This window comes from Halorussus limi (assembly GCF_023238205.1).
GTDB classification, from domain to species: domain Archaea; phylum Halobacteriota; class Halobacteria; order Halobacteriales; family Haladaptataceae; genus Halorussus; species Halorussus limi.
This window is the reverse complement of sequence record NZ_CP096659.1, coordinates 2,570,955-2,582,739: the sequence shown is the minus strand read 5'-3', so window position 1 is coordinate 2,582,739 and position 11,785 is coordinate 2,570,955. Positions and strand designations below refer to the sequence as shown.

Below are 11,785 nucleotides of genomic sequence, written 5' to 3'. Positions count from 1 at the left end.
CTTTGTTGCTTGCCGTCTGTGCCGAAACCGAGAGAAAAGTGTCGACGACCGAGGTTTAGACGTTCTCGGGCTTGGTCGGGACCGTGATGTCGCCGTTCACGATCTTCTTCCGCGAGGATTCGAGTTCCGACTTGACGGAGTCGGGAATCTTGGAGCCGATCTTGTTACCGTAGACGGCCGCGACGCCGTTCTTCTCCAGTCCGAGTCGCCGGACCGACCCGCCGTCGAAGTTACCGTTGATGGTGCGCTCGATCGACTTGTAGACGGCCTCGTTGACGTACTTGACCATGCTGGCGAGGATGACGTTGCTGTACTTCGGCAGACTCTTGGACTGGTCGGAGTCGACGCCGATGGCGTAGCGGCCCTTGCTCTGGGCGGCCTTGAAGATGCCGTTGCCCGTCCCGCCCGCGGCGTGGTAGACGATGTCCGCGCCGTTCTCGTACATCGAGTTGGCGATGGACTGACCCTTGCCCGGGTCGCTCCACGTGCCCGCGTACACGGAGGAGACTTCCACGTCGGAGTTGGCGTGCTTGACGCCGGCCTTGAATCCGGCCTCGAACTTCTTGATGAGCGGAACCTCCTTGCCGCCGACGAATCCGACCTTCAGGTCGCCGTTGGTCGAGGCCGTCACTTCCTTGCCCTCGGCCGTCGCCGTGGTCTCGAAGTCACGGGAGGTCAGCAGGCCGGCGAGGTTCCCGACTTGGAACGAGCCCTGGTGTTCCTTGAATCGGTAGCTGGCGACGTTGTCCTTCTCGACTGTCGCGTCCACGACCATGAACTTCTGGTCGGAGAACTGCTCGGCGTTCTTCTGAAGTTTGCTCCGCTGGACGAACCCGATACAGCAGATGAGTTCGTAGTCCGGGTTGCTCGACCGGGCGAGCTTCTTCTGGAGCGCCGACACGTCGCTCGGACTCGACGGTTCGGTGTCCTTCGACTTCACCGAGAACTCCTTCTCGGCCTTCGTGACGCCCTTGTGGGCCATGTCGTTGAACGAGTTGTCACCCAGTCCGCCGGTCGCGTACACCATCCCGACGTTGGTCGTGTCCGAACCGCTGCCGCCGCCGCTACCGCCGATGCACCCCGCGAGTCCCGTTCCGAGCAAGCCCGCGCCGCCTACTTTGAGCATCCGCCGTCTACCCTCGTCGATTTTTACCATCTTATCGTATCCAGTTCGGCAGGTCCTCATAAAACCGTCGCTTCACAATCAAAAACCATGGAAAATACGGCGTAGGTGACGCCTCGCCGACGCTTTCGGCGACCGCCGAACCTCGGCCGATTTCAGGACTCCGCGCCGACCGCGTCCTCCACGACCTCGCTCGCCTCCGACACCAGCGCGTCCACGTCGTCGCTCTCGGCGTAGATTCGGACGTAGGGTTCGGTCCCGCTCGGACGGACCAGCACCCACGACCCGTCGGGCAGAGTCGCCCGGACACCGTACTCGGTCGCCACCTCCGCCTCGGGGAACCGGTCGGGAATCGCGGTCTCCAGTCGGTCCATTACCGCGGTCTTGGCGTCGTCGGGACACGAGACGCTGACCTTCCGGTAGGGGCGCTCCGTGACCGGTTCCCGGAGCGGCGCGAGACCGCCCGCCTCGGCCACGAGGCGAGAGACGACCGCCGCGCTGGTCACGCCGTCTATCCACCCGCCGAACCGGGTGTGGACGTGCTTCCACGGTTCGGCCGCGAAGACGACCTCGGTGTCCTCGTCGCCGTCGGCGCGCGCCGCGGCGATGCCCTCGTGGAGCGCCCCGAGGCGGACGCGCTCGACGCGGCCGCCCGCCGCCTCGACCTGCTCGTCGATGCGGCCCGAGGCGTTCGGCGTCGTCACGACCACGGGGTCGCTCGCGTCGCTCGCGTCGGTGTAGTGGGCCGCGAGGACCGCGACCACGGTGTCCTCGTGGACGACTCCGCCGTCGCCGTCGAGGATGACGATGCGGTCGGCGTCGCCGTCGTGGCCGATGCCGAGGTCGGCCTCGGGGTCGTTCCGGAGGAACTCCCGGAGGTCCCCGAGCGTCTCGGGCGTCGGTTTGCTCTCCCGGCCGGGGAAGTGGCCGTCGACGTTGGCGTTCAGAGTGACGACTTCCGCGCCGAGGTTCCGGAGGACCTGCGGGGTCGCCACGGCGGCCATCCCGTTGCCGCAGTCGACCACGACCCGCAGGCCGTCGAGCGGTGCGCCCTGCCCCTGCGCGTACTCCACGACGGCGTCCCGGTAGTCGTCGAGGACGCTCACGCGCTCGCTCTCGCCCCACTCGTCCCACGGGACCGGCGGGTCGTCGGCCTCGACCCGGTCCTCGACGGTCCGTTCGGCGTCGCGGTCGTACTCCTCGCCGTCCGCGAAGAGCTTGATGCCGTTGTCCGTCGGCGGGTTGTGGCTGGCGGTCAGCATCGCGCCGCGACGACCCCGCGAGGCGAACGCCAGCGCCGGGGTCGGGAGTTGGCCCGCCCGGCGAACGTCGGCCCCGGCGCTCTCGAGTCCGGCCTCCATCGCGGCGGCGAGCGCCGTCCCGGTCTGGCGACCGTCGCGCGCGACGACGAACTCGTCTCCGTCGCGTCCCGCGGCCCGACCGACCGCCAGCGCGAGTTCCGGCGTCACCGTCTCGACTGCGCTCCCGCGGATGCCCGCGGTCCCGAAGAGATTCATACCTCGACTTCGGGGGGCGGGACACTTAGTGTTCCGCGATTCGACGCGACGGCCCCGGCGCTCGTCGCCCCACGACTCGGAACCGGGACGGAGAGCGGGCCGTCTCCCCGTGAGACTAAACCCTCGTCCGTCGTATCCCCCGGTATGGAGTTTCCGGATATCACCGACCCGGAAGGGTTGTTCGACGTCGTTCTGTGGGGCATCGTCCTGCTGGCCGCTATCGGACTCGCGTTCCTGTTGCTGTTCGGGTCGTTCTGACGCCGCTCATTAGATGGCGTCGGCAGGCGGGCCGTCCGTGAGTGATTGGCCCGCCGTCGACGAAACACGAGCGTCGCGTGAGACGGAGCGGGAGCTAACGAGTCGGTACGCGTCGAATCGGTCGAAGTGGTCGAGCGGAGGTAAGGGTCGCCGACGAGCGGCGGCGGGGACTCAGAGTTCGACGCCGCTCGGGATGAGACTGTGTTGGCGGAGGAGGTTCCCCTCGCCGTTGTAGACGAGGAAGGTACTCTTGTCGTACTCGACGAGGTGTTCGCCGTTGATGCTGATTTCGACGTGGTAGCGTCCGTCCATGTCACCGGTCGATTTCCCGTACTCCCGGGCCGCGGTGATGAACTTCAGCACGTCGTCGGCGTCCTCGTTGAGTTCCAACACGAAGTCACCCGTGATGCGGTTGGTAACGCTGACGACGCCCGTGGTCTCGTCGTCGTCCACGGGACCCTGCAACCGGAAGGCCACGTCGGTCTCCTCGGCGTCGAGCAGCTCGTCGTCTGTCCCCGTGAGGCGCTCGCGGAGCGTCGAGGAGGGGCCCTCGAAGTCGATGCTTACCGTCGGTTTCTTGGCTTCGTCGCCCTCCTCGACCCAATCGACGTTCCGAACCTCCAGCGTGAAGTAGTCGCGCCTCATTCCGTACCCACCTCTACGGTCCGGCGCGTCATGAACGTAACGCCACTGGCAGTCTCCCCGTCGCTCGAAGAAAGTCCGAATTACTCCGCCAGAAACCGGTCGGTCCGGTGATGCATCTCACCGTACCTGCCGCGCGTCCGTCCCGTCCGAGCGGTCGCCGCGCTACCCCAGCAGGACGAGCAGGAGGAAGAACGCGACGAGAAATCCGACGAGGACCAGAATCGCCTTCACGCCGTCGGTCAGCAGCGGCGAGTTGTTCGACCCGGTGATATCGCCGTCCATCCCGCCGAATCCGCCGTCGCCGCCGTCGCCGAACATACTCACGCGTCAGTGGTCGCGGCTATAAGCCTTCTGTGCGCCGCGGAGTGCGGTTCGGTCGTCGGACTATCGGTGGCGAACTGTCACTCTCGACGGGCGACGAGCAGCGTCCCGCCGAACAGGTAGAGGAACGCGACGCCGACCGGAATCGGCAGACCGGGAAACGCGCCGGTCCAGAGCAACCACGTCGCCACCGAGAGGACGACGCCCGCGAGCGCGAGCAGGCCGCCCATCGCCCGCACCGGGTCGATGGTCGCCTCGACGCGGTCCTCGAACCGGTAGAGGAGGACGCTCAGCACCACGGCGGCGGCGACCACGGCCGCGCCGACCGTCCACGCTTGATACGCGGCCGCTATCGAGTGGCCCTCCTGATAGGCCAGCGCGCCGAGGGGCGTCTGGACCGCGACGGCCTTCGAGATGGAGATGCCGAAGACGTACCGGACCTGAAAGAACGGGAAGCGGACGAACAGGACGCTACCGACGCCCGAGAGCGTCGAGTAGGTGACGTTCCACGGGAGGAGTGCGGAGAGCCACGCCGCCACCACGGCCAACTCGCCCGCGTACTCTGACCGAACCCAGACCATGCGCGTCACACCGAAAGCAGGGGAGTAAAAGCTACCGGACGAGCGAAAGCGGGCCCGCCCGCGAACACGAGTCCGCTCGCTTCCCCGGAGTCCGGGTAGCAGGCGGAAGCACGAGCAGACGATTGCGGACGGGAAGCAGACCGTTCGGGCGAAACGGTCGTGCGAGGACGGAACCACGAGCGGTCGGGCGCGGGCCGGTGTGTCGCGTGACCGGTAATTTAAGTACCACCGCTGTGATGTGGCGCGTAAACTGTCGGGGCGGCCGCGAACGCCTCCGCCGCCCGCGAGTTCCGACCCACCATGTCTCAGTCGCCCCTCTCCGAGTGGACCGACGACGTGCGGATACGCATCCGGGAGTTCCAGCGGACGCTCCGCCGGACCGTCGAAGTCCTCCGGGGGACCACCATCGACGCCGGGGAGTACGACCCCGGCGAACACGGTCCGCTGACGACATTCTCGGGATTGGAGGGGTACGAGGAACGGGAGCGCTACTGGGTCGACGCGCCGTTCGCGTTCGTCTCCGTCAACTACGACGACGTGGAGAACGAGTACCTGTATCACGTCGTGGAACCGGAACTGGACGACCTCGAAACCGAACTTCTCGACCGCCTGCTGTCGGACATCCGCGACTCGCTCGTCCACCGCCGGGAGGTTCGGGCGGACGCCGACGACCCGGCCACCGCAGAGACCGTGCTGAAAGACGAACTCGAAGAACTCCTGTCGATGTACGGCGTCGAGGTGGACGTCGCGAGCTTCTACCGCCTGTTTTACTACCTCTACCGGACGTTCCGCGGGTTCGGAAAGCTCGACCCCCTCATGCACGACCCGCACATCGAGGACATCTCCTGCGACGGCTACGACCTGCCGCTGTTCGTCTACCACGACGAGTACACCGACATCGAGACGAACGTCGTCTACGCTCAGGAGGAACTGGACAACCTCGTGGTCCGACTCGCTCAGCAGTCGGGCCGGCACGTCAGCATCGGCGACCCCGTGGTCGAGACGACCCTCCCCGACGGGTCCCGTGCGGAGCTGGCGCTGGGCGAGGAGGTGACGCCCCGCGGGTCGGCGTTCACCATCCGGAAGTACGCCGAGGAACCGTTCACGCCCATCGACCTCGTGGAGTACGGCACGTTCAGCCTCGACCAGATGGCGTACCTCTGGCTGGCCATCGAGTCGAACAAGTCGCTCATCTTCGCCGGCGGGACGGCCTCGGGCAAGACCACCTCGATGAACGCCATCTCGATGTTCATCCCGCCGCGCTCGAAGGTGCTGACCATCGAGGACACCCGCGAGTTGGCGCTCTACCACGACAACTGGCTGTCGTCGGTCACCCGCGAGCGCCGGGGCGAGAGCGCCGACATAACGATGTACGACCTGCTTCGCTCGGCGCTTCGCCACCGCCCGGAGTACATCGTGGTCGGGGAGGTCCGCGGCGAGGAGGCGATGACCCTGTTTCAGGCGATGAACACGGGTCACACGACCTACTCGACGATGCACGCCGACTCGGTCCAGACGGTCATCAACCGCCTCGAAAACGAACCCATCAACGTCCCGCGGGCGATGATTCAGAGCCTCGACATCCTCTCGGTCCAGACGCTGACCTACGTGGGCGACGAGCGCGTGCGCCGGAACCGCGTCCTCGCCGAAATCGACGGCATCGACCAGCGGACCGGGGACTTGGACTACTCGACCGCGTTCTCGTGGAACGCCAACGAAGACGACTTCCGGAGCAGCGACAGCAACGTCCTCGACGAGATTCAGGACGAGCGCGGGTGGTCGCGGAGCGAACTCCTCGAAGAACTCCGGAACCGCGAGCGCGTCCTCCAGTACCTCCGCGAGCGAGGCGTCTCGGACTACCGGCGGTTCACCGCGATGATAAACGAGTACTACTCCCATCCCGAGCGCGTGCTGGACACCATCGAGTTGGACGCCGAGGTCTCGACCGGGTTCGACTGATGTGGGGGTTCCTGGCGCTCGCGCTGGTCGCTCTCTCCGCGGTCCCGGTCGCGCTCGCGCCGGTCTCCCGGCGGGCCGACCGCCTCGTCGTCTTCCTCGCGCTGACCGCGTTCGGCGGATGGGTCGCCGAGCGCGGCAGGCGACGGACGCGTCGGAGCAGACTCCTCCAGTCGGTCCACGCCGGCGAGACCTACCGCATGTTCGCGGCCAAGACCCTGCTGTACGCGGGGTACGCCGCAGTTGTCGGGAGCATCGCCGGAGTCTACCTCGTCGCGGGCGCGCTGGCAGTTCTCCGGGTCTCGCCCGAGGCGATGCGCGAGACCCTGCCCGCGCAACTCGACTTCCTCGCCGGTCTGCTCGTCGTCCCGAACCTCTCTACGGGCGAGTGGTTCGCGCTCCTGCTGGCGACCAGCGCGACCCTCGGGGTGGCGTCGGGCGTCCTGACCTACTGGCTCCGGTGGGAGAACCTCTCGTACCGGGCGAACGCCCGCGAGCGGAAGATAGACGAGAGCCTCGCTCGGACCGTGGCGTTCGTCTACGCGCTCTCGCGGAGCGGGATGGCGTTCCCCGAGATTCTCCGGACGCTGGCGCGCAACCGGGCGGTGTTCGGCGAGGCCGCCGCGGAGGTCGCGGTCGCGGTCAAGGCGATGGACTACGCGGGGTTGGACATGCTGTCGGCCATCGAGCGCCTCGCCGAGCGCACGCCAAGCGAGAAGTTCGGCGAGTTCGCCGACAACCTCGCCAGCGTCCTCCAGAGCGGCCGAAGCATCTCGTCGTACCTCGACACCCAGTACCGGCGGTATCAGGAGGACGCCGAGGCCCAGCAGGCGGCGTTCCTCGAACTGCTCGCCACGCTCGCGGAGGGGTACGTCTCGGTGTTCGTCGTCGCGCCACTGCTGTTCATCACCATCCTCGTCATCATGGGGCTGATGGCGCTGGGAGACACCCTGCCGCTCCTCCGCATGCTGGCGTACTTCGCCATCCCGCTGGCGAACGTCGGGTTCGTAATCTACCTCGACAGCATCACGGAGTCGCTCCGGGCGAGTCGCGAGGACCGCGACATCGACCTCGCGGCCGCGGCGCTCGCGGGCGTCCGGCGCACGGACGCGCCCACGGCCGAGCGAACGGGCGTCGAGCGCCCGGGCGCGGACGGCGGCCGGACCGCGGACCCGACTCCGAGCGCCGTCCGACCGGACGGCGGAAGCGGGGTCGCCGACGCGGCCCCCGACGCCGACCCGGCGGTGCTGAACTTCGAGCGCCTCGACGCCTTCGAGAACGTCCGCTGGCTTCGGGAGGCGCTGGCGGACCCGACCCGGACCCTGCGCGAGAACCCGGTCGTCGTCCTCTACGCTACCGTACCGCTCGGACTGCTCTCGATTCTGCTCCGGTCGTGGCCCCACCTCGCGGACGGGACGCTCACGCTCCGGGTGTTCGACGACTTCGTGGTGCAGGCCGCGCTGTTCGTCGTCGGCACGTTCGCCGTGGTTCAGGAGCTCCACCGGCGGCGCACCGCCGCGATAGAGGCCGCGATTCCGGACTTCCTCGACCGCCTCGCGAGCGTGAACGAGGCGGGGATGTCGGTGGTCGAGAGTTTCGAGCGGGTCTCGCAGAGCGACCTCGGTGCGCTCGACGCGGAGGCCCGACGGCTCTGGACCGACATCGAGTGGGGCGTGGACGCCGAAACCGCGCTCTACCGGTTCGAGGACCGCCTCGACACCCCGACCGTCACCCGGACGGTCACGCTCGTCGCCAACGCGATGCACGCCAGCGGCGATATCGCGCGCGTCCTCCGCATCGCGGCCGACGACGCGCAGGACACCCGGCGACTCGAACGGAAGCGCCGCCAAGAGATGCTGACCTACCTCGTCATCATCTACCTCTCGTTCGCCGTGTTCCTCGTCATCGTCGGCGCGCTGAACAGCATCCTCATCCCGAACCTGCCGACCGACGCCGCCGCGTCCGCGGGCGGCACCCCGGTCGGCGGCGGCCCGTTGTCGGAGATTTCGAGCGTGAACGTCGAAGCCTACACCCTGCTGTTCTTCCACACGTCGCTGGTCCAGGCGGTCTGCTCGGGCCTCGTCGCCGGACAGATGGGCGAGGGGAGCGTCCGGAACGGCGCGAAGCACGCGACGATACTGCTGGCCGTGGCCTACGCGGTGTTCCTGTTTCTGCCCTAATCGGTCGGTGACGCGGTCCCGGAACCCGCTCGGCGACCCGGTCCCGAAACTCGCTCGGCATCCGGGACGAGGCGAGTCGCCCCCTCGCTGACCCGCTTCACAGGCCGAACACCTAAGACCGCGTTGACCGTCGTATCGAACATGTACCACGTCGTCATCGCCGTGGACGAAGAGACCGACCGGGCGCGCAGACAGGCCACCGCGGTCGCCGACCTCCCCAACTCGGCCGAGGAGGTCCGGGCGACCCTGCTCCACATCTTCACGGAGAACCCCGGCGGCGCGTCGGCGACGCAGGTCGGGTCGGTCCGCCGCGCCGAGGAACTGCTCGAAAACGAGGGCATCGAGGTGGCGATTTCCGAGCGGTCGGGCGACCCCGCCGCCGCGGTCCTCGACTTCGCCGAGAGCGAGGACGCCGACTGCATCTGCGTCGGCGGTCGGAACCGCTCGCCCGCGGGCAAGGCCATCTTCGGGAGCGTCTCCCAGTCGGTCATCCTTCAGGCCGACCGGCCGGTGCTGGTGACCGGCGGGGCCGAAACCGAGTAGAGCGCCCCGAGTTCAGGGCCTGTTCCCCGCGCTCTCGGCGTCGGCCACCTTGGAGACGACGACGACCAGCATCAGCAGGACCCCGAGCACGAGTCCCACCGTCACTGTGCCGTAGACCGCGAGACCGAGCGGCGTCGGTTGGAGTTCGACCAGTCCGAAGAGTTTGACCGCGGTGAGGTCGTCCGGCCCGACAACGCCGAGTATCGCGCCGACCGCGCCGGTGATGGCGACGATGAGCAGGTAGAACCCGACGACGAACGACCGTCCGCGGAACGTCTCGCTCACGTTCGAGGGTCCGAGCGGCGGAAGGATTAGCCTTTTCATCCGTACGGCCCAACTTCCGGTATGACCGAGAAGGACATGCTGGCCTACATCCTCGGGGGAATCGCCGTTCTCATGTTCACGATGGGTATCGTACTGGCTCTGACGTGAGCGCCGACGCCACCGAGTCCGAGAGGGGGCGACTCCTCGCGACGAGTTTCGTGGACGCCCGCGACGTGGCCGAGGTCGCCGCGGTCGCGCTGACGGAGCGCGGTCACCGCGGCCGCGCCTACGACCTGACCGGTCCCGACGCGCTCACGTACCGGCAGGTCGCCGGGGTGTTCAGCGCGGTGCTGAACCGGTCGGTTGAGTACGCCGACTCCTCGATTCCGGAGTTCGCGTGGCACATGCACCGCCGGGGGTTCGACTGGTCCTACGTCGCCGTGATGGTCGCCATCTACACCACTGCGCGCCTCGGTCTCGCGGACCGCGTGACCGAGGACGTGTCGCGGGTTCTGGGTCGGGACCCCCGGACGCTCCGGGCGTACATCGCCGACTACGCCGACCAGTTCCGGCAGTAGCTACGGGAGGTCCTGCGAGACCGTAGCTACGCGATAAAACAGCGGAAAATCGTTCCGAGGTCTATTCGTCTTCGACGGTCTCGCCACCGTCAGCGGCGACTTCCTCGCCGCCGTCGGTGAGGGCCGTCTCGCGCTTGCGCTCGAACCACGCCCACTCCTTGGTCTTCATGCCGGTGTCTTCGAGGTCCCACGGGTCGCCGCTCTCGACGTGGGGGCCTTCAAGCCACGACGTGACGATGTTGTAGACGAAGATGAGTTGGCCGAAGCCCATGATGAACGCGCCGACCGTCGCTATGATGTGCAGGTTGGTGAACATCGAGACCAACTCCGGGTTACTGAAGACGTAGGTCGCGTAGCGCCGGGGCATCCCGCCGTAACCCAGCAGGAGCATGGCGATGAACGTCACGTTGCTACCGATCATGGTGAGCCAGAAGTGCCACTTGGCGAGGGTGCGCTGGTACATCCGACCGGTGTAGAGCGGGAACCAGTAGTAGATGCCCGCGAACCCGGCGACGGCGATGGCGCCCATCACGATGAAGTGGAAGTGCCCGACCACGTAGTAGGTGTCGTGCAGCACGAGGTCGACCGGGATGGAGGCGAGGAAGACGCCGGTGACGCCCCCGATGATGAAGTTCTGGACGAAACCGATGCAGAACAGCATCGGTGCGGTCAGACGCAGTTTCCCGTTCCACATCGTGGTGATCCAGTTGAACGTCTTGACCGCGCTCGGCACCGCGATTGCAAGCGACACCGCCATGAAACTCGCTCGGATGCGCGGGTCGATGCCGGTGGCGAACATGTGGTGAGCCCAGACGCCGAAGGAGAGGACGCCGATGGCCAGCGTCGAGTAGACGACGAACTTGAACCCGAACAGCTTCCGGCCCGCGAATCTGGGCAGGATGAGACTGACCAGTCCCATCGGCGGCAGCACGAGGATGTACACCTCGGGGTGGCCGAAGAACCAGAACAGGTGCTGCCAGAGGATGGGACCACCACCCTCCGCGGCGAAGAACATCGTGCCGAAGTTACGGTCGAGCAGGAGCATGACCAGTGCGCTCCCCAGCAGCGGGAACGAGAACAGGATGAGTCCCGACTGGGTAATCATCGTCCACGAGAAGATGTCGAGGTTCTCCCAACCCACCTCTTCGCCGCGCTCGGTGAAGATGGTCGCGATGAAGTTTATCGCACCCATCGTCGCCGACACCCCCGAGAGGTGGAGGCCGAGCAGCATCAGGTCCACGCCGGGGTTGGTCTGTTCGACCGACAGCGGCGTGTACATCGTCCACGCCGTCTGGGCCGGGTCGATGCTATCGGTCAGCGAGGCCAGCGGGAACCCCGCCCAGATGAGGACGGCCGCGGGCGGCAGCAACCAAAATGCGATGGCGTTGATGCGAGGGAACGCCATGTCGTCCGCGCCGATGAGCAGCGGGATGAAGTAATTGCCGAACGCCGCGAGAATCGGCGTCCCGAAGAGGAACAGCATCGTGATGCCGTGAGTCGTCAGCAGAGCGTTGTAGAAGTTCGCCCCGATGATGTTCTCGGCGGGTGCGGCCAGTTCGGCGCGCATGAGCAGGACGGCGATTCCGCCCCACGCGAACGCGACGATGCCGTACAGGCCGTACAGCATACCGATGTCCTTGTGGTCGACAGTCGTTAGCCAACGCACGATTCCGGCAGGCTTCTCGCTGTGGGCCTGCCCGGTCTGTTCGCCGACGTACCCGCCGCCCGCGAGGGGCGTGTAGGAGCGCCAGTCCTCTAAGCGAGTGAGGAACGTGGCGACCCCGAACAGGAGGAGCCCCATGACGACGGTGAGTGCGAT

Annotated in this window: 11 protein-coding genes; 4 read left to right on the top strand and 7 right to left on the bottom strand. The window is 67.0% G+C overall.

Annotation, left to right across the window (positions count from 1 at the left end):
- Positions 1 to 55 precede the first annotated feature (55 nt).
- The 5 genes from M0R89_RS13385 to M0R89_RS13365 form a co-directional block, all read right to left on the bottom strand.
- Complete coding sequence (locus M0R89_RS13385) at positions 56 to 1,156, bottom strand: BMP family lipoprotein (protein WP_248649583.1); 1,101 nt, start codon at positions 1,154 to 1,156, stop codon at positions 56 to 58.
- A gap of 122 nt (positions 1,157 to 1,278) precedes the next feature.
- The gene (locus M0R89_RS13380) at positions 1,279 to 2,640 is read right to left on the bottom strand and encodes a phosphopentomutase/phosphoglucosamine mutase (RefSeq protein ID WP_248649582.1); all 1,362 of its coding nucleotides are present in this window, start codon (positions 2,638 to 2,640) and stop codon (positions 1,279 to 1,281) included.
- 429 nt (positions 2,641 to 3,069) lie between these two features.
- A complete protein-coding gene (locus M0R89_RS13375) occupies positions 3,070 to 3,543 on the bottom strand; it encodes a DUF5793 family protein (RefSeq protein ID WP_248649581.1) in 474 nt (157 codons plus the stop codon).
- A 162-nt stretch (positions 3,544 to 3,705) separates the two neighbouring features.
- A complete protein-coding gene (locus M0R89_RS13370) occupies positions 3,706 to 3,861 on the bottom strand; it encodes a hypothetical protein (protein WP_248649580.1) in 156 nt (51 codons plus the stop codon).
- 83 nt (positions 3,862 to 3,944) lie between these two features.
- Positions 3,945 to 4,445, bottom strand: a complete 501-nt coding sequence (locus M0R89_RS13365) for a DUF7549 family protein (RefSeq protein WP_248649579.1) — start codon at positions 4,443 to 4,445, stop codon at positions 3,945 to 3,947.
- 300 nt (positions 4,446 to 4,745) lie between these two features.
- Between M0R89_RS13365 and M0R89_RS13360 the strand changes: the two genes are divergently transcribed.
- The 3 genes from M0R89_RS13360 to M0R89_RS13350 all read left to right on the top strand — a co-directional run bounded on the left by M0R89_RS13360 (position 4,746) and on the right by M0R89_RS13350 (position 9,124).
- Positions 4,746 to 6,404, top strand: a complete 1,659-nt coding sequence (locus M0R89_RS13360) for a type II/IV secretion system ATPase subunit (RefSeq protein WP_248649578.1) — start codon at positions 4,746 to 4,748, stop codon at positions 6,402 to 6,404.
- Entirely contained in the window at positions 6,404 to 8,581 is a 2,178-nt protein-coding gene (locus tag M0R89_RS13355) for a type II secretion system F family protein (RefSeq protein WP_248649577.1), read from the top strand. The genes M0R89_RS13360 and M0R89_RS13355 overlap by 1 nt, the downstream gene beginning before the upstream one ends.
- Positions 8,582 to 8,722: 141 nt before the next feature.
- Complete coding sequence (locus tag M0R89_RS13350) at positions 8,723 to 9,124, top strand: universal stress protein (protein ID WP_248649576.1); 402 nt, start codon at positions 8,723 to 8,725, stop codon at positions 9,122 to 9,124.
- Between the two features lie 12 nt (positions 9,125 to 9,136).
- Here the strand turns inward: M0R89_RS13350 and M0R89_RS13345 are convergent, their stop codons facing one another.
- Positions 9,137 to 9,409, bottom strand: coding sequence for a DUF7520 family protein (locus M0R89_RS13345; RefSeq protein WP_248649575.1), 273 nt, complete (start codon positions 9,407 to 9,409; stop codon positions 9,137 to 9,139).
- A gap of 143 nt (positions 9,410 to 9,552) precedes the next feature.
- On the opposite strand from M0R89_RS13345, the gene M0R89_RS23390 reads away from it, so the two are divergent.
- Positions 9,553 to 9,966, top strand: coding sequence for a Rossmann-fold NAD(P)-binding domain-containing protein (locus M0R89_RS23390; RefSeq protein ID WP_303657504.1), 414 nt, complete (start codon positions 9,553 to 9,555; stop codon positions 9,964 to 9,966).
- A gap of 61 nt (positions 9,967 to 10,027) precedes the next feature.
- Here M0R89_RS23390 and M0R89_RS13335 read toward each other — a convergent pair whose 3' ends face one another.
- Positions 10,028 to 11,767 (bottom strand): cbb3-type cytochrome c oxidase subunit I, encoded by a 1,740-nt coding sequence (locus tag M0R89_RS13335; protein ID WP_368408874.1) that lies wholly within the window; start codon positions 11,765 to 11,767, stop codon positions 10,028 to 10,030.
- Positions 11,768 to 11,785: the final 18 nt, after the last annotated feature.

Excerpts from the sequence above, each read along its gene's own strand:
- M0R89_RS13385 (WP_248649583.1), bottom strand. The coding sequence starts at position 1,156 with ATGGTAAAAATCGACGAGGGTAGACGGCGGATGCTCAAAGTAGGCGGC.
- M0R89_RS13380 (WP_248649582.1), bottom strand. The coding sequence starts at position 2,640 with ATGAATCTCTTCGGGACCGCGGGCATCCGCGGGAGCGCAGTCGAGACG.
- M0R89_RS13375 (WP_248649581.1), bottom strand. The coding sequence starts at position 3,543 with ATGAGGCGCGACTACTTCACGCTGGAGGTTCGGAACGTCGATTGGGTC.
- M0R89_RS13370 (WP_248649580.1), bottom strand. The coding sequence starts at position 3,861 with ATGTTCGGCGACGGCGGCGACGGCGGATTCGGCGGGATGGACGGCGAT.
- M0R89_RS13365 (WP_248649579.1), bottom strand. The coding sequence starts at position 4,445 with ATGGTCTGGGTTCGGTCAGAGTACGCGGGCGAGTTGGCCGTGGTGGCG.
- M0R89_RS13360 (WP_248649578.1), top strand. The coding sequence starts at position 4,746 with ATGTCTCAGTCGCCCCTCTCCGAGTGGACCGACGACGTGCGGATACGC.
- M0R89_RS13355 (WP_248649577.1), top strand. The coding sequence starts at position 6,404 with ATGTGGGGGTTCCTGGCGCTCGCGCTGGTCGCTCTCTCCGCGGTCCCG.
- M0R89_RS13350 (WP_248649576.1), top strand. The coding sequence starts at position 8,723 with ATGTACCACGTCGTCATCGCCGTGGACGAAGAGACCGACCGGGCGCGC.
- M0R89_RS13335 (WP_368408874.1), bottom strand. The coding sequence starts at position 11,767 with ATGGGGCTCCTCCTGTTCGGGGTCGCCACGTTCCTCACTCGCTTAGAG.